Raw genomic sequence first — 18,718 nt, forward strand, 5'->3', positions numbered from 1 at the left:
GATACTTCGCTAGATAGTTAAGGCTGACTTTAACCACTTTAGCAATTATCCAGCTGACAGCTTATGCAACGCTGATAGGTATGAATACCAGTTGTGTTTATCGGCGCAACATTTGAATTGTTGGAACTGCCTATAGGCAAGTCTTTCAAAATCCAAAATGCGAAATGGTATAAGTCTTTACTCTTCTATTTGCGCGATCGCATCCGCTGGCGACACATTACTATAGATAACAGACATAATTCCAGGCAGGTATTCATCCATCATCGTCACGTTGGCATAAACCAGCTGTTTGATGAGTGCTGAACTGAGGCGATCGCCTTCAACATCTATACTTGTTTTGTAGCGAATTTCCCCATCTGCAAAGTCTAGCTCAAAGTTACCAACGATGGTGCCAGAATTTGCTCTAGTGATGAACTCTGCGATCGCCATTCGCTTGTTTTCTGGCGCGTTTACTGGGCAAACTGAGTAAAAGACAAATTGCTCTTGTTTCTCTCTTACCTTGGCGTAGCAAGTCAATTTGCCATTTTCACCCTGGAAAGCCATCTGTAAAACTGGCTGTCCTTTAATTTGGTAAAAAGGCCATTCATCCTCTTTGAAGAAATTGACCATTTCCTCAAAGATTTGTCCGCTAGAAGTTGCAACCCCGGCGATCGCATCTATAGTAACATCAGCCATTTCTTGGAAGAAATCGACAATTCCCTCAAGGATGTCATTCGTAGCATTTTGAGTCATCTCCGACAGATTGACTTCTGTCCACTCTTTGAAGAAGTTCGCGATCGCATTCCCAATTTCTTCGCTGGAAGTTTCACCCTTTGCCAGAGCAGATGGATTAATATAAGCCCAGAATGTACTGTAGCCAGTTTCGGCTGATTCCTGTTGCTGCTTAACAGATAACCCCAACCAATTCTCGGTATATAGTAGCGGGTGGTCTGGCTGTTCTTGGCTAAGATTTAGGATATAATTTGCCGCTTCGTTAACATCTGCGGCGTGTTCTACTAGATGCGGTAGTGAATCGGGTTTTAAACTAATTTCGATTTTGATATCTAGTTCGGCTTCGAATTTCCCAGCAGAGAAAGAGCCGCGCACTTCCGGCTTAAGATTGAATAAAGCGTCGGTGTCGATGCGTTGGTAGAGTTGTGGGTTGACTATTAAGGTGAGACGACACTCGATGAGTTGGTCGTCTTGTTTGGTTAAGGAGAGAGCGATCGCATGGAGAGTTAGGGGGGATTGGGTGCGATCATATAGTGTTAACTCGCTGTCCACTTGATGATTTTCAGTATTGGTAGTCATGCAGAGTTATCCCTGGACTGAGAGACTTTTCGCCTGTGGGGAAGGAGTGCGGTCGCCTACGCTAATTCTAAAGCCAATTAGCCCGTACATCATAGGATCTACAGTCAAACACTATCAGCAAGATAACTGATTTGCGCCTGTAATAGAGATGCCAGTTCTTCAAGACCGCTTTTGTTAAGATTTATCCGTGCAAGTGACTTGTCTCTTGGATTGAAGGATGGGTCTTGGAGGGATTGTAGTGGGAATTGAGTAATACTAAAAAATAAGTGAGAAGCAGGCTGAGACCGTCCAGTGCTGAAGGTCAAAATGGTAACTACAGAATCCTTCTCCTTATGAGCCAAGGGGTCATCAACCTGATAATAGAATTCTTGTCTGCTGTCTGAGAACCACTCCCCTTGAAAACGAAGCTCTACCAAGTTAGAGTACCCAAGTTGTTTAAACATATTTGGTCTACTTGGATGCCTTGGTTGTATCGTATCTACATATTTCAAAAGCAGGTCAACCAGTGCGACCAATTGTTGCTTGCCTAAATAAAGAAAATTAGCTTCATCAGTTAGCGGATTAAAGGCTTCAAATTCTAATGCCTCAGGCTCAATATGGCAGATTTGAAACGTTATTACATTTGGGTACTCTTGATTTCGTAGAAAAACTAGCAATGACCAAGGACCGTCATAAGCAACTTCATTCCAGGGTTGAAGCACTTTATCGAAGAAGTCGTTTTCCTCAACCATAGCAATGTCCAAAGGCACTTTGTAGCGAATATGTGCCTCTTCAGCCGACAACTTATGCCATACTGTCATTGTTTTCCCTCTTTTTGCAAAAAATGAACCATAAATATCTACAATTTAGTCAATTTTAAATTGCCCTCTGATTGTTCCAGGATATTTACTTCAGTCAAATTAAGTTACTAGGGAGTTTCTTTTGGAATATTGATATTAAACAATCTTGATGCTCTTACCATAATTTTTAGTTGTAAACTTCCATCTTTGCTCTTTTATCAAATTCTCATTATCCGTTATCATTTGTGCAGGTATAGCATTTCTTCCTGCTTGTTGGTAAGCAGCTAACCTTCGATTGTCAAGTGTGTATGTCTGCCCATCTTCTAAGTTTTTAGGGTCACCTATATGACCATACTTTGGCATCGATCCCCAATTGTTCATATATGCTTGTTTTTCAAATATCCTAATGGGTTCTGCTGGAATATCCCAAGTTGGCTCTGCTGTTAGTTGTTCTATATTTTCTCTAACTGTGTAGCCTTTACCTTGATTAGTATAGGTTTCTTGCGTGAATCTAATACGATTTGGGTTTGGCCCTGGCAAAGGCCCAGATTTGTCTTCTTTTTTTTCTTCTCCCTTCTTTATATTCTCGGGACTGGCAATATATTTGTAATCCCAAGTATTCGCACTATCAACTACTGTAATTGACTTGAAGACTGAATGTTCTCCCTTGACTTTCGCAGCGACTTTCTCCGCATCTTCCCGTGTTATCTTGCCGTCTTTAATATACTTCGTTTCCTCCTCATCAATCTGCTTCAAACCGTTAGCCACCTTAGCATCGTGTTCCGGGCCTTCTTCCTTATTACCCTTCTTATCCTTACCAAACCCAAGCTTACCGCCAATCTTCTTAGCAAAAGTCACAGCCTGAGCAATCACCCAATCAATAGCCTTCTCAATCGGCTGGCGCACCTTCTGAACGATCGCCTGAATCTTCTCGCTGATGCCGCCCAAGCCCAACAGACTCGCCATAAAGCTGATAACTACAGGCAGCGCCTTAGACAGAGCATTCTCCACTAACTTCGCCGCACCACCCACAGCACCACTGGCGATCGCCGTCACCGACTCCATCACCGCATTCACCAACTCAGCAATCTGACTGCCGCGCTCAATGAAGAACATGATGATGTCATAAATCGCCTTGCACGCCTTAACAAACGCACTAGCCGGGTTCAACAAACTCAGAACCCACATCACCCCACCCTTGATAATCCCATCCACAACAAAATTCTGGATGTTATCAATCACCATCACCTTCAGGTCGCCAATCTGATCCTGAATGAACTGCCACAGCCCCGCAATTCCTTCGTTCTTCAAGATTACGAACATCTCAAAGTTTGATTCCAAGAAGTTGACGGCCTTCTCTCCCATTCTCTTCACAGCTCGTGGACGGATATTCTCATAGACCGTCCCCAGAACCTGCGTCACCAGGCTAAAGATGCCTTTCATGTCTAAGCTTTCTGGCATAGAAATGCCCGCCCCAGCGATCGCGCCTGTCAGCCAGCCCAGCAGCCCCTTCTTGAGATGCTCCTCAATATTGCCCATGAAGTTCTCGAAGCCTTGCTTCAGTCCAGAAACCAGATTCCCCAAGAAACCAATCGGGTCTTTGATAATGTTCTCAATCGCACCCGCCGCTTTTGCCAACACGCCCATCAGCAGGTTCTTCAGCTCCGCGATGGTCTTAATCACTCCACCCACAGCATCGAGCGCTTTGTCCATCCAAGTGCGATTGGATGCCTTCATCTCTGCTAGTTGGGCATCGAGTTGTTGGAGATTCTCGTTGTACTTCTGTGCCAAAGAATCAACCAACTCATTCTGCTTGTTATCTACACTACTCTCTAGCTCATCAAACTTACTTTGAATGTCCTGCGCCGCTTCCTGCCCCACTTGCCTGAGATTTTCCGGCAGCTTGAAGACATAATCATGGATTTGTTGTTTACCCTCAGTAATTTTTTGTTTAGCCTGGTTTAACTGCGTTGCAACATGGTTGGCAATGTCGTTGATGGTTTTGTCCATCTCTGCGAGATACAATTCCCGCCCTTTTTTGAAGAACTCAGTCACCTCCGACGGCACGCCAAGCAATTTATCTTTTATCCAACGTCCAGCCCCAAACAAGCCGTCGTATCGTTCCTTGTAGTCTTCCATGTAGGGGGCCACGAAAGTCTCAAACTTTTGCTTAGCAGCAGCTGCACCCGCATCGAATTTACCGATGACCTCATTGTCCAAATTGTTGAGAATGGTTTCGACTTCTGACTTAGTTGTTTCGTAGAAACCATTAATTTTGGTGGCAACGTTAGCCCGTTCCTGCTCCTCCTTTGTTTTGGTTTCACTTTGAGAGCCAAGCACCTGAGCCAAAACCTGCTCTTTGCTGCCGTGCATTCCTTGCAGCTGCGTTTGCGCTGTCGCCTGTGCCTCGGCTTGCGCCTGCTTCAGTATTCCCTGCTCTTGCTGGCGATATTCTTGGGGCGCTGTAACAGCGTTAGTTTGGGCATCCTTCTTGGCTTTTAATGCCCCCTGGAATTGTGACTCATTTGACGAAGCCAGTTGTTCTTCGGTGACATTCGCCTCAATCATCTGCTGGTCGAGCGATTGACTACTTTCTTGCAAAGAAACCTCAGATGCAGGCTTAGGCTTGGGTGCAGCCTTTTCTGCGCCAATATCAGACGGTGGGCTACCCGCCTTTTCGGGTGTTAGTGGCGTGACAGGTTTGGGCGCGATACCGCTAGTGTCGGGCTGTTCCTTGGCTTTCTCTTCGATGGGGCCAGAAGCTTGCTTCTTCTCCTCTGTCAGCTTCGACGACAATTCACCTTTTACACAGTCGATTTTATTGTCGTTTTTGAAGTTGTCGGCTTCTTCAAGAGTTTGGGGAGTAACAGCAGCGATTTTCTGCATCAGCGCTGCTTTGAATGTAGCAGCGTTAAATTGACCAGGCTGCTGCTGGTTCATCTCCTGAACCTGCTTGTCCTGCGCTTTACTCTCTACCTCGTTACCTGGAGGTACGGCAGCAGCTTGCGCCTCTGCTGATTTAGCCCCTGCTGGCTGATGCTGTTTTTGCTTTTGTGCGACACTCTTGGTGCGATTGGCGACTGCCTTAAAGCCAGGGTCGTTTTCGGGGGAAGTGCTGCCACTCCCCCCATCCATACCAGAAGGTGCGATCGCTCCACCGTCTGAAACTACTGGCTTGATACCCTCTGACGAGGCCACAGCAGCGCCGCCCTCACTGGAAGTGCTGCCACTCCCCCCATCCATGCCCTCACTCGCGATCGCTCCACCGTCTGAAACTGCTTGCTTGATACCCTCTGGCGAGGCCACAGCAGCGCCGCCCTCGCTGGAAGTGCTGCCACTCCCCCCATTCATGCCCTCACTCGCGATCGCTCCACCGTCTGAAACTGCTTGCTTGATACCCTCTGGTGAGGCCACAGCGCCGCCCTCACTGGAAGTGCTGCCACTTCCCCCATTCATGCCCTCACTCGTAATCCCCGCACCGTCTGAAACTGGTTGCTTGATACCCTCTGGCGAGGCCACAGCAGCGCCGCCCTCACTACTTCCGGCTGGTATCGATGGCGCACCAGCACCACCACCTGCTGGTTTCTCGATAGTCTTAGCTGGTGTTGCAATGCTCTTAGCCTGTTGCCCTGTTTGTGTTACATCAGCCGTAGGTGAGAAAGGGGCAGCCTGCGGCGCTAGTTCGGCTTCTTTACCTACTGGTTGTTCTTGCCGATTCTCCTTCAGATGTATCGATGGTTGGCTGAAGTCTACTTTGGCTTGCAGTTTGTTTCCCTTGTGCGGCTGGTTGCTGAAAGTCTTAACCGGAAGCCCACCACCCTGCTGAATAGTGTGAGTCAACTCATGTGCCGTCAACTCATCCTTACCTGGAGATTTCCCTTCGGCAAAGTAAATATTGCTACCGTGAGCAAACGCCTGCGCCCCTAACTCCTTATTCATCTGGATAGCATTGCTATCGGTATGCGTCCGCACAGAACTCAAATCAGCTCCAAAGCGCGGCTCCATGAACGATCGCACTTCCTCCGATAACGGGCTACCTCCACCTTTACTACTGGACAGACGGCTCTCTAAGTGGCGGCTCGCGTCATTGCTGGCAGCTATTGACCGTTGCAGTAAGGAGTTGGTTTGAATCGGTTGTTGCTGCTGCTGGCGTTTATCGGGAGCGGTGATTCTTTTAATTAAGGCGTTTGGTTCAGGAAATGCGGCTTGTGTCTGGGAGGAACGCTGAATGTTGCGATCGCTAACCTTCCCGAAAAGCTTGCTTTGTACCTGTGGGACAGCAGGTTCCGGCATTGCCATCACTTGCGCTGCCATAGAGTCAGCTTCCTGCTCGTATTTATCCCCCGGTTTGCCAATGACGAGTTTCGGCTGCACAACGGGCGGTGCGCCGGATACCTTCACCCGGCTGAAGTCAAAACCGCAGCGTCTTTCTGTCTCCAGTTGGGATAAGTCTGGTGGTGGTGGCGGGTCGGGCGTGGCTAGTGCTGTGGCGACACCCGATGATGCTGTCGTCTGTGTGGTTTCCTCTGCAAACGGGCGCGATCGCATCAACTCAGGCTGGGTCTCCCTAGAAGCGGGAAGTGGTGTTGATGCAGCTTTGCTCTGGGGTAGCGCTATTTCACTCATGGGTTTTGTTTTTGATGTACTGGCGCGATCGCGCCAATATGACATCCAAGTATGGTTTTCTCTTCCCTTTGGTAGATCCCCTCTCCGCCTTTCACCACTTTTACTACTTAGAAAACTTTTGGCATCTCTATAAGGATATATTTTTCAGAGGATTGTGGCAGAATAACACAAGTTTTCAGCTGTCAACTTTTTAATAAACAAAAAGAAACGCAACACCCATTGTCTAAAATTAATGAGTTTCCCAACTAAATTGGTGATGTATCAACCGCAGGAGCGATCGCTCTATGGATGGACTAGACGAACAGCTGCGAACTTTGGTCAAACAAGCCTGTGAACATCCTCCAGGTAGCCCAGAACGCCAGAAAAACTTAACGAAAGTCATTCGCCTAGCTACAAAAAAGCTTTGGAAAGAACATACACATTACTATGAAGATGCTCTGCAACAAACATGGGTATATTTTTGCCACAATATCTGCGAAGCAACTACAGGGCAAGTGTATGACCCCACCAAGGGTAGTGTCGTCACTTGGCTAAATACCTATCTAAAGCGGCGACTGCAAGATTTTTATATAGATACTCAAAAGCAACAAGCCAGAACAGCTCCGGGCCAGATAAAATCAGCAAGATCCGGCGAAACTAACGATATTATTGACCCAGTAGACATCTTGGAAGCCGATCCAGATGTTCCTCCCATGCTGGACGATGTAAGAACATGGGCCGAAGCAGATTCCACAGGCGAACTGCGCCGCATTTGCATAGAAGGTTATCCTAAAATTACTGCCCAAATCTTAATATTGCGGCGTTTGCCCCCAGAAGCAAGCTGGAAAAAGCTTTCAGCAGAATTTGGTCTACCAGTTTCGACATTGAGTAGTTTTTACCAACGCCAGTGCATTCCTCGGTTGCGTAAATTTGGCGAATCGGAGGGATATATATGAAGGAGGGTTACGAATGTAAGCTTACCCCGACAATCAAGGTACGGGGCTTTAGCCTCAGATTTGAGATATCGAAAAGAGGGGCAATTGACCCTCCATCTGACAACTCATCCCCGGACTTTCAGGATGGATTACGGACATCCCCAAGATGGCAATATTATTTGCCGCATTTGCATCAGCATCATGCTCAAATCCACAATGCCCACACTTAAACGCCTTGCCATTCCGATAGGACTTCCCCTGAACTGGGTGAATATGTCCGCATCGGGAACAGGTTTGACTGGTGTAGGCGGGTGGCACAAAAACAACCGAGACACCTGCAATATTGGCTTTGTATCCCACGAACAAGCGCAGTTGATAAAATGCCCAATTATTGGTTCTGCGTCGTTCCGTCTTGCTACGTGGCTTTTGATTGAGACTTTCCCTAATGTTGGTCAAGTCTTCAAAAGCCAAGCTTGCATTCAGTTGCTTTGCTTCTTGAACAAGCTGTTTAGAAATATTGTGATTCAGCCACTTTTGAAACCTTTGTTCTCTCCCGGAAAGCCTTCTGAGAAGTCTGCGAGAATTCCGAGTGCGTTTGGATTGAACATTAGCCCTGACGAAGCTGTATCGGTCACGAGTGGCTTGAATTTGCGCGCCCTCCCACGAGTTCCCTGTGGAAGTAGTGGCAATATCTCTTCTGCCCAAGTCCACCCCAATTACCTTGGGAGTTTTCCCGGTAGGGTCAGCGGGCAGGTCAACACAAATATTGATGTAGTAGTCACCCTGTTTTGTCTTGCTGAGTGTAGCTGCTGTTGGGGATTGCCCTCTAAGCAAAGCCAACTGGTAGTTACCAATACTCAGCTTGAATTTAACCCGACCACACATCAAAGTAACGCCAACCGTCTGCAACTCCTCAATATAGTGAAAAGTTCGCACATCCAAATTGATGGAAGTGGGTCTAAATTTGTGGATTTGCTTAACGGTTTTGGCGTTGCCAATTACACGCCGAATTGCTTGACAAACATGGTTGGCTTTCAGTCCTGTAGCTTCTCGCACTGGTTTGTAGACCTTGTGGTGAAGCTTAGTTGTATTCCAGCAATTCTCGCGTTTGGCAGTATCCAATATCTGGTTACAGGCATCAGCAAATCCCTGCAAAGTGCGGTCTATTTCAGAGCGCAACTCTACAGGGACTTGAAGCTTGCATTTAACCGATATTGTCTGCATCGAGGTGGGTCAAAAACTCATCCCATTGTAACACGTAAAGCCGTCGTAGAAGGACGGGGTTTCAGACCTAAGAGTTTTGATGAGTTACATCAGAAAATAATATTATGAGTTACACCACTAATGAGAGAGAATTTGCTCTACCTCTGCCCATAACCCAAGCAGCACGTAGAACAGCGCAGCAGTTTGCTAATTCTATGCCAACACCTGATAAAGCAAAGCAAGTTCGTTTGAACACGCTAGCTGTGTGTGTGGTGAATGACTACTTACAGATGATGGGGATTTCTTGCGATCCAACAGCCAGCGATAGTTGGAACCCAGTTGTCCGAATGTGCGCTGATGTGGCAGATTTAGACGTGACAGGGGTAGGTCGCTTGGAATGTCGTCCTCTATCAATGCGATCGCTTACTTGCGATATTCCCCCCGAAGTTTGGTCAGACCGAATTGGCTATGTAGTAGTTGAGATAAATGAATCATTGCACTCAGCATCTGTGCTGGGATTTACCGAAACCGCAGATGTAGAGGAGTTACCTGTTAGCCAACTCCGACCAGTGGAAGATTTAATCGATCGCTTGAGTCAACTGGCGCAACCCGTCGCCGCACCTGCTTCTGGCAAGATGGTGAAATTGAGTCAGTGGCTTCAGAATGTTATTGATGCAGGTTGGGAAACGGTGGAATCTGTCTTACACCCACAACAATCAACTTTAGCCTTTAGTTTTAGAAGCAGGGAGATTGCAGTAACTACCCAAGACGATCTAGATACTGGCATTAGACGAGCTAAGATGATTGACTTGGGGATGCAGTTAGCGGGGAATGCGATCGCGCTAGTTGTAGAACTCAGTCCAGAATCTGAACAGAAGTATAATATCCTCGTCCAGTTGCATCCTGCTGGCTCCTCAATTTATTTACCACCATCAGTGCAACTGGTGATACTAGATGAATCTAAAGCAATTTTCTTAGAAGCAGAAGCTAGAACTGCCGATAATTACATCCAATTAGAGTTTAGCGGAGAACCGGGCGAAAGGTTTAGCATTAAGGTAGCTCTGGGTGATGCGACGCAAGAGGAGAATTTTGTTATTTAGCTTAATGGCTAATTCTTCATTAGCCGTTAGCAATGAACAATGAACAATTAGCAATGAGCAAGTTAGTTGTCCTTAAGTTAGGGGATGGTAGCTTTGATAATGGATTTCCAGTCACATTGCAGATTGGAGACGATGGATCTCGCCCATTTACCGAAATCATCGGCAAGTTACCTCCAGCACCAGAAATTCCCCAACATTACAATATCTGGAGATTAGCTTATCGTCGCTTGGGAGCTAATTATAGGTTAGAAGCCAAACCCGGACAACTGACCAATGTTTCCAAGATTGAGGACTGCACTCTGGCGGCAAATGTGTTGCGCCTCCGCTTGAATCTTTGGCTGAATTCCGAGTCATTTCGCGAGATTAGAGAGAAACTGTTAGAACAATTGATGCCCTCCGACAAAGTACGGGTGATTGTTCAAACTGAAGACTTATGCTTGCGGAGATTACCCTGGCATCTCTGGGATTTATGCGATCGCTACCCCAAAGCAGAAATTGCCTTAAGTGCGCCCGCCTACGAACGTGTAGAACACCAATCGCCACCCAAAAACGGAGTCAAAATCTTAGCAATTATCGGTAATAGTGCTGGAATTAATACTCAGGCAGATCGCAGATTATTAGAACATATACCCAACGTCCAAATTACCTTTCTTGTAGAACCGCAACCCGAAGAACTAACCGAACAGCTTTGGAAACAAGGCTGGGACATTCTCTTTTTCGCCGGACATAGTTGCAGTCAAGGCGATGGAGAAACAGGTCGAATGTATATTAATCAAACTGATAGTTTAACAATTGACCAACTAAAATATGCTTTAAAAAAAGCTGCTGGTAGTGGCTTAAAAATTGCTATATTCAATTCTTGTGATGGATTAGGATTAGCACGAAATCTGGCATCATTGCAAATTCCGCAAATTATTGTAATGCGGGAACCAGTGCCAGACGTAGTAGCACAAGAATTTTTGAAATCTTTTATAGAAGCCTTTGCCCGTGGCGAATCATTCTATTTAGCAGTCCGGGAAGCACGGGAAAGATTGCAAGGACTAGAGGCAAAATTTCCTTGCGCTACCTGGTTGCCGCTAATTTGTCAAAATCCCGCTTTTGTGCCTCCTACTTGGGAAGAACTGTGCGGTCAAAACAAATCTGTTAAATCGAATTCCCAAATCTTAATAAACCTCCGTGCAGCGTTTCTTACCAGCATGGTAGTAACCTTATCCATAATGGGAATTCGGTATTTAGGAATACTTCAGAAATTAGAACTAAAAGCTTATGACCAAATACTGCGGCTGCAACCACAAGAAAAATCAGATCCGCGCCTGTTAGTAGTCACAGTTACAGAAGCAGATATTCAAGCTCAAGATCCAGCAAAAAGACGCGGTTCTTCCCTATCGGATGTCTCACTCAATAAACTTTTGCAAAAGCTATCCGAGTATCAACCGCGAGCAATTGGCTTAGATATTTATCGCGACTTTCCTGTAGATTCAACTCAGAAAGATTTAGCAACTCGTTTGGAGAAAAACGAGCGCTTGATAGCAATTTGCAAAGTTAGTGCGCCAGAAGTTGCTAACTTTGGAATTAAACCTCCGCCGGAAATTCCCCAAGAACGCTTAGGTTTTAGTGACTTTATAGTTGACGATGATGGCGTTGTCCGTCGCCATCTATTAATTATGAGTCCAGATCCGGCATCGCCGTGTACTACACCCTACGCTTTAAGCGTACAATTAGCATTCCGTTACCTGGACGCAGAAGGCATCTCGCCTAAATTCACCCCAAAAGGAAACTTACAGATCGGCAATGTTGTTTTCAAGCCCTTAGAACCCCATACTGGCGGCTACCAACAAGTAGATGCTTGGGGGCATCAAGTGCTACTTAATTATCGCTCGCACCGCTCCCCCCAAGATATTGCCAAACAAGTCACGCTTACAGATGTCCTTAAAGGTCAGATAGATCCCAATTCAGTCAAAGATCGAATCGTGCTAATCGGTACTACCGCCCAAAGTTTTCCTGATGAATGGGCAACACCCTATAGTACAGGTCAGTGGTATGAGGGGAAAATGCCGGGAGTGCTGGTTCACGCGCAGATGGTGAGTCAAATCCTCAGCGCTGTTCTAGATAAGCGAAGTTTATTATGGGTTTTGCCCCACTGGGGTGAAGTTTTGTGGATTTGGGGTTGGTCTGCAATTGGTGGAGTGCTGGCTTGGCGTATAAGGTTGGGACTAAATTTGGCGATCGCAATCGCAATCGCGATCGCGTGTTTATGCGGATTATGCTTTGCTTTGTTGGTAGAAACCACTTGTTGGTTGCCACTCGTTCCCCCAGCCTTAGCCTTGGTTGCAACGAGTGCAAGTGTGGCATACACAACATCTAAAACTCGACAACAGCAAAATACATCTAAATTTTAGTCATGAATCGCTTACAATTACCCCGCCAAAAACTAATACTGACGAGCGCATTTGCTCTTTTTCTCGTCAGTAATACCTTCTACATTACGCACTCACCAGCACAACCTCCGGTAAGATCATTAATTTCAGCAGTGCGCTTCGTCCCGCCCAGAGTACCACCAGAAGGACAGCGAGATGCACCCAAAGGACGACCACGAGGTGGGGGAACTCGTGGCGGCGACAGACTATCTCTGACTGCCTTGGTGCCTGTTACAGAGGAAACTTTGGCGGCTCGAATAGCCGGAAACCAAGCTAGACTTTCAAACGAGAAATCTGTTTTAGCATTAACAGTTGCTGAATATCCCGCTTTGTGGTTTTACGTTCCTTTTGCCTTAAGTGGCGATCGCCCGATAACGTTTGTGTTACAGGAATATCAGGGTAAAGAGCATCAGGGTAAAGAAATTTACAAAACCACTTTCAGCGTCTCCCAAGCCCAACCCGGTTTGGTAAAATTCCGTCTTCCGGCGAATGCAGCACCTTTAGAAATTGGCAAAATGTACCATTGGTTCTTCGCAATTTCTAGTGATGCGGAGGAATCTGTCTATGTTGACGGGTTTATTCAAAGGATTGCACCTCCTGAGACTCTGGCAACTCAGTTACAGCAAAGTACGCCACGCGATCGCGCGGCGCTTTATGCTGCTAATGGCATTTGGCATGATGCGCTAGATACACTCGCCCAACTCCGCAGTGCTAATCCCCAAGATGCCAAACTCACCACTGATTGGGAAAATCTATTTAAGGCTATTGGTTTAAATGCGATCGCTAAAGAACCCATCGTTCAATGTTGTATGCCAAATTGAAGGGATTGGGGATTGGGGATTGGGGATTGGGGATTGGGGATTGGGGATTGGGGATTGGGAAGAATCTTAGCCAGTTCCTAGTCCCCAGTCCCTAGCCCCCAGCCCCTAGTCCCCAGCCCCCTTAAATTACCGAATATCCTCATAGAACTTCTTGAGGTATGTTCCAGAAACACCCAATCCCCAGAGAAAGCCGATATAAAGATATATAGCTGTAGCCTTGAGCGATCCCCATTTTGCCACGCGGCGATCGCTACTTTGCACAACTCGGTTTACTTGACGAATTTTGCCGCGTTGCACCAGCTTCAGGCACAAGTCAGCTTCTTCTAAAATGGGTATGGCAGGATCAAACCCACCAGATTCTAAAAAATCAGCGTGACGACAAAACATCACCTGATCGCCAAATAATAATCGCAACCCTTTAAAAAACAAATGCGGTCGAAAAATTAGCGGCGCGTAGTAAGTTTTCAGGTAATTGTGCAGGGAAACTCCCCAACGTGTTGTTTGTTCGCCTGTCATCAGGGAAATAAACCCACCGCCAGCAACAGTTTTGTCCGCTAAAGTTTGTTCAATCACTGCTACCAGATCATCTGGTACAGAGGTATCTGCGTGTAGAAAGCAAAGAATATCCCCCGTTGCTGCTGCTGCGCCTTGGTTCATCTGCACCGAACGCCCGCGTGTGTCGGATGAGATGACACGTATTGTAGATGAACTGAAGCGATGCGCGATCGCAACTGTCTCATCTTCACTTCCGCCATCGACTATCAGCACTTCCTTTGCAGTCGGTTCCAATACACTCAACTGGCGCAAAGTGCGTTCCAGACACTTCGCCTCATTCAGAGTAGGAATAATAATCGATACGCGAGACATTACCTAGCCGGAAAGAATAATTTTACTGAGACTTGTCCCCCAATTTACCCTTGGGGTTGGGGGGTCAAAACGTTAATACAGTGGGCATCCATTCAAAGTTATACAGCTGCGATGGCATTCGCTTGCTGTCTTTGTTGAGCCAATTCTACCAGACGACGAATCCGCTCCTCAGTCCGCGGGTGACTACGAAAAAAAAACTGCACTCTCACTTTTTCTCCGTGTAGCTTTCACTTTCTCGTCCCCAGTCAGAGACTGGGGATGCTTATTGGGAAGTTCTTTTGCCTCAATGAATAAGAAAGCTCTCAAATTGAGACACCGCGCTTACGCGCCGCTTCGCTAACAAAAACAAGCATTCCCAGCCAGAGACTGGGAACGAGGAAAAACGAGGAAAAACCTAACCTACAATTTTTCTACCTGCGGATTATCGGCTGTTCAACAGCGTCTCGGTACTGTTGAACTTCTTCGGTGTAGGCGATGGGCAAAACGCATTCGACGTTTTCATGGGGACGGGGAATAATCACCCAGGATTCCAGCGCCCCACCATAAACCTTCTCTATTGCCGCAATACCAGCCTCCATAGAGGTTTTAACCTCAGAAACATCCCCGCGAATGTTGACTGTAAAGCGAGCGCTACCGACTCTTATATAGCCAACTAGGGTGACTCGTCCAGCTTTAACCATTGCATCTGCCGCTGCTAGTACAGCAGGAAAACCTTTGGTTTCTATCGATCCAACTGCCTGTGGCATTGGCAATCTCCTAACTATGAATTAATGAAGTTATCTGGCGTAAGTATTAATTGTACGAATTTTCGCTACACCTTTTGACGGAAACGCCCACTTTCTTTGCTTTCCAGCCTTTTGACTAGCATTTTGTGGGCATTGCCTAGCCTAATTTCAAGCCCTGCACGTAGCGGGGGGCTGGTTAAGTTTAAAAGAAATCAACACCAGCAGATGCACCATAGACAAGAACAGTTACATTAAATACCTGCCTTGATTAAGACCATTAACCGAATTTGATTTGGTTGGCGTTCTCCAGGCTTAGGCCTGGAGAACGAGTTTAATAATGGCTTCCAGATTTGCGGTGATGCACTGCTGTAACGCCTTCTTGCTGTAGCAGCTTGCCATTTTCTACTACGGAGTAGATTAACCAGTGGTCGCCACATTCCATCCGGTTTCTGACGGAACATTCCAGATAGGCGAGAGCATCGCTGAGAATAGGACAACCATTTTCCGATTCTTGCGTGGCGACACCAGCAAATCTGTCTTCACCGGGGCCAAAAGGTTTAAGAAAATGCTTCATTAAACCCAGATGTTTGCCTTCTGGCAAGATATTTAACACAAAGTTTCCGCCAGAGTGCATTAGCGATTCTATAGCTCGGTCTTTGGCGACAGCAACAGTTAAACCAGGTGGATTGAAGGTTGCTTGAGAAACCCAAGAAGCTAACATTGCTCCACTGAGTTCGCCTTGTTTGGTGGTGACGACACAAACAGAACCAACCAAACGCCCTACCGCTTGTTCAATTCGAGCAGTTTGCGAGTCACCAGTTTGCTGTTTGGGTACTCTTGCTTTTTTAGCTTTTTTCAAAGCTTGAGCAAAGTCTGTACCAACTTCTTCGCAGTATTTGAGCGTTACATCTGTGGGTTTAAATTTGACGCGGATGGGGTCGAAGCCAAATTGATAACCAGCATCTTTTAATTTACCTTCAATTAAATCAATTGCTTCGCCACTCCAACCAAAGGAACCAAAAACACCAGCAAGTTGAGTTTTGGTGGCGGTGGAGAGGACAATTCCCAGTGCAGTTTGAATCGGGGTGGGAGCATGACCGCCGAGGGTGGGAGAACCCATGATAAACCCGGCGGATTTTTCCACAGCTTCTTGAATTTCAGCGGGTTCGGCAAATTCGCAGTTGATAGATTCGACAGCAACACCAGCTTTAGTGATACCAGTAGCGATCGCTTGCGCTACTGTCGCCGTATTCCCATAAGCTGAAGCATAGATTAGCGCTACGCTCGTTTCAGTAGCTCTTTGCTTTTCGCTCCATTGTCGATAAGCCTGAGTCAGGGGTATCAAACTGTAGCGTACCAAAGGGCCATGACCAGTAGCATAGAGTCTGGCGGGAAAATCTCTTAGTTTATCCAGTGCTGTCTCCACATGACGAGCGTGGGGAGCCATGAGAGAATCGAAATAGTAGCGTCGATCCTCACTAAACACCGTCCACCCTTCGTCAAACACTTGATCGCCGCAAATGTGCGCCCCGAATAGCTTATCTGTATACAGAATTTCCGTTTGCGGGTCGTGGGTGCAAAGCTCATCAGGCCAACGGGGGCTGGGTGTGGGGATAAATTGTAAGTGATGACCATTGCCTAAATCTAGGCTTTCTTCCCCCCGCATCACGGCAATTTTTAACCCGTGTTCTTGCAAGGTGTCATTGAAGGTGTTTTTGAACAATTCCCGTAAAAGTTTCGCCCCTGGATTTGAACAAACAAAGGTAATCTGAGGAGCTAGTTTTAGTAAAGCATTGAGGGTGACTAAGCGGTTGGGATTAACGTGTCCCAAAATTACATAATCCAGCTTTTTAACATCAATGCGCTGTTGCAAAGCTGAGAGAAAAATTTCTGTGAACGATTCTCCCGGCGGGTCAAAAAGCGCTATTTTATCCGCTTGAATCAAATAGGAATTAGCTGTTGTGCCTCGCTGTAAGGCATATTCTACTTCAAACTTGAGTCTTTCCCAAGTGCGCGATCGCAACACGGTTGTATCTGCACCAATCGGGAGAACTTGAACATCGCGGGGTTTGGTGGTTGTCATGGGTTATGAGTTAAACGCAAAGGTTCGCAAAGGTTTACGCAAAGGTACGCAAAGAGATCCTCTGCGAACCTCTGCGATTACCTTTGCGTATCTTGGCGTTAATAATAATTTCCGACTTTGCGATGGTGAACTGCTGTGAGTGCGTCCGGTTTGGAAACGCGACCAGATTGCACGGTGCTGTAAACTATCCAGTGATCGCTACAATCCATGCGGCTTGCAACTTCGCATTCCATGTAGGCTAATGCGTCTGTGAGAATTGGGGAACCGTTCTCAGCTGGTTGGGTTTTTATCCCCGCAAAGCGATCTGCACCGGGCGGGAAACGCTTGAGAAAGTGTTTCATTAGTCCCTGGTAGTTGCCTTCTTCTAACACGTTGAGAACGAAGCGATCGCCTACTTGCATCAATGACTCAATAGCACGATCTTTGGCTACGGCAATTGTAAAGCCGAGTGGTTGGAAACTGGCTTGAGAAACCCAAGATGCTAGCATCGCCCCTGTTACTTCACTTTTTTTGGCGGTGATGATGTATAATCCACCGCTAATGCGTCCCAGCGCTTTTTCGAGGTCGTTATCGAGGGATTTTTTCTGCTTGATGTTGCGATCGCGTGTTAGTAATTGTCCTAAGTCTGTACCCGCTTCTTCGCACAGTTGGTAGGTGAGTTCGTTGGGTGTGTCTTTAATCCGAATCGCGGGAAAGGCTACTGTTAAGCCCAATTCCCTAAATTTACTCACTAGCGGATCGACTGGTTCATCATCTCCGCCGTAAGACTCGAAAATCCCGACAGTTTGTTTGTCTTTGGCGGCTGCTAAAACTGTACCGATAGCGGTTTGGGCGGTGGCGGATGCGGCTGGGGGTGTAGCAATAACTAAGCCAGAGGAACGTCCCACCAGTTCTTGCACTTCCTGCGGATCGGCTGATTTTAAATCTACCATCTCGACTGCGACACCAGTTTTGGTGATGCCTTTGGCAAGAGATTGGGAGAGGCGATCGCTATATCCGTAATCGGAGACGTAAAATACAGCTACGGTGGTTTCGCCTTTGGTTTGGGCTTGACTCCACTGGCGATAACGTCTGGTCAGTTCTACAACATTATGGTGTAATAATGGGCCGTGTCCGGTAGCAATGGTGCTAATTTCCGGCAGTTCTCCCATCCGCTTTAGGGCAGATAGCACCGAACGGGCATTGGGAGCCATTAAACATTCGTAGTAAAACTGATAATCGGCTTCGATGGCGGCTAAGTCTTCGTCAAAGGTGCTATCTGAACAATAGTGCATCCCAAACGCATCGCAGGTATAAAGGGTTTGGGTTTTGTGGTCGAATGTGAATATGGTGTCAGGCCAGTGCAAGTTGGGTGCGATGACGAATTCTAGTTCGTGTCCGTTGCCTAAGTCTAGCTTGTCTCCATTTTTGACGATGCGCCGTTCAAATGGCTGATGGATGAAATCTTCTAAAAATTGAATTGCGACTTTTGAACCGACGACGGTTGCTTGGGGTGCCAATGCCAACACATCTTTGACTAATCCGCTATGATCTGGCTCGGTGTGGCTGATAATTAGGTAATCAATTTCTTTGGTATCGATGATACCTGTCAGGGTGTCGAGATACAGTTGCCGGAATTTTTCGTGGGAGGTGTCAACTAAGGCTGTTTTCTGTCCCCGAATTATGAATGAATTGTAGGTGGTGCCGTTTTGCAGTCCAAATTCTATGTCGAAGCGATCGCGATCCCAGTCAAGCGATCGTATCGTTGTCGTATCGGCTGTGATTTCTTCTGTCTGTATGGTTAACCGCTTTTGGGTTCGGTCTGTGAGTAGTACCATTCTCTGACCTCCTTATAAATAACCCATAGGTATTTTTTCTTCTTTCATTTTGACACGAGCCGCGTTGTAAAGTTTT

Annotated in this window: 12 protein-coding genes; 4 read left to right on the forward strand and 8 right to left on the reverse strand. The window is 46.7% G+C overall.

Translation table 11 applies throughout. The features are described 5' to 3' along the window. Nucleotides 1–177: 177 nt before the first annotated feature. The 3 genes from H6F63_RS00775 to H6F63_RS00785 form a co-directional block, all read right to left on the reverse strand. Nucleotides 178–1,290 carry a YbjN domain-containing protein gene (locus tag H6F63_RS00775; protein ID WP_190634050.1) on the reverse strand — a complete coding sequence of 371 codons (1,113 nt, stop codon included), beginning with the start codon at nt 1,288–1,290 and terminating at the stop codon, nt 178–180. A gap of 104 nt (nt 1,291–1,394) precedes the next feature. Further along, the gene (locus H6F63_RS00780) at nt 1,395–2,090 is read right to left on the reverse strand and encodes a hypothetical protein (RefSeq protein WP_190634052.1); all 696 of its coding nucleotides are present in this window, start codon (nt 2,088–2,090) and stop codon (nt 1,395–1,397) included. A gap of 135 nt (nt 2,091–2,225) precedes the next feature. Beyond that, nucleotides 2,226–6,740, reverse strand: coding sequence for a DUF4157 domain-containing protein (locus H6F63_RS00785; protein ID WP_199297489.1), 4,515 nt, complete (start codon nt 6,738–6,740; stop codon nt 2,226–2,228). A 239-nt stretch (nt 6,741–6,979) separates the two neighbouring features. Between H6F63_RS00785 and H6F63_RS00790 the strand changes: the two genes are divergently transcribed. Next, nucleotides 6,980–7,630: a sigma-70 family RNA polymerase sigma factor gene (locus H6F63_RS00790; RefSeq protein WP_190634053.1), complete on the forward strand. Its 651-nt coding sequence runs from the start codon at nt 6,980–6,982 to the stop codon at nt 7,628–7,630. A 54-nt stretch (nt 7,631–7,684) separates the two neighbouring features. On the opposite strand, the gene H6F63_RS00795 is transcribed toward H6F63_RS00790, so the two are convergent. Further along, entirely contained in the window at nt 7,685–8,833 is a 1,149-nt protein-coding gene (locus H6F63_RS00795) for an RNA-guided endonuclease TnpB family protein (RefSeq protein ID WP_190634055.1), read from the reverse strand. A 104-nt stretch (nt 8,834–8,937) separates the two neighbouring features. Between H6F63_RS00795 and H6F63_RS00800 the strand changes: the two genes are divergently transcribed. From H6F63_RS00800 to H6F63_RS00810, 3 genes are read left to right on the forward strand one after another with little or no spacing between them, the layout of a single operon-like run. After that, on the forward strand, nt 8,938–9,912 hold the full coding sequence (locus tag H6F63_RS00800) for a DUF1822 family protein (protein WP_190634057.1): 975 nt from the start codon (nt 8,938–8,940) through the stop codon (nt 9,910–9,912). 32 nt (nt 9,913–9,944) lie between these two features. Then, the gene (locus tag H6F63_RS00805) at nt 9,945–12,311 is read left to right on the forward strand and encodes a CHASE2 domain-containing protein (RefSeq protein WP_242019447.1); all 2,367 of its coding nucleotides are present in this window, start codon (nt 9,945–9,947) and stop codon (nt 12,309–12,311) included. Between the two features lie 2 nt (nt 12,312–12,313). Continuing rightward, a complete protein-coding gene (locus H6F63_RS00810) occupies nt 12,314–13,150 on the forward strand; it encodes a DUF928 domain-containing protein (protein WP_190634058.1) in 837 nt (278 codons plus the stop codon). Between the two features lie 126 nt (nt 13,151–13,276). On the opposite strand, the gene H6F63_RS00815 is transcribed toward H6F63_RS00810, so the two are convergent. From H6F63_RS00815 to H6F63_RS00830, 4 genes are all read right to left on the reverse strand, one after another. Then, complete coding sequence (locus H6F63_RS00815) at nt 13,277–14,017, reverse strand: TIGR04283 family arsenosugar biosynthesis glycosyltransferase (RefSeq protein ID WP_190426526.1); 741 nt, start codon at nt 14,015–14,017, stop codon at nt 13,277–13,279. 410 nt (nt 14,018–14,427) lie between these two features. Further along, nucleotides 14,428–14,763: a BMC domain-containing protein gene (locus H6F63_RS00820; RefSeq protein WP_190426522.1), complete on the reverse strand. Its 336-nt coding sequence runs from the start codon at nt 14,761–14,763 to the stop codon at nt 14,428–14,430. A gap of 310 nt (nt 14,764–15,073) precedes the next feature. Continuing rightward, on the reverse strand, nt 15,074–16,825 hold the full coding sequence (locus H6F63_RS00825; protein ID WP_190634060.1) for a diflavin flavoprotein: 1,752 nt from the start codon (nt 16,823–16,825) through the stop codon (nt 15,074–15,076). A gap of 98 nt (nt 16,826–16,923) precedes the next feature. Then, nucleotides 16,924–18,642: a diflavin flavoprotein gene (locus H6F63_RS00830; protein ID WP_190634062.1), complete on the reverse strand. Its 1,719-nt coding sequence runs from the start codon at nt 18,640–18,642 to the stop codon at nt 16,924–16,926. Nucleotides 18,643–18,718: the final 76 nt, after the last annotated feature.

This window comes from Trichocoleus sp. FACHB-40, assembly GCF_014695915.1.
Classification (GTDB): Bacteria; Cyanobacteriota; Cyanobacteriia; order Cyanobacteriales; family FACHB-T130; genus Funiculus; species Funiculus sociatus.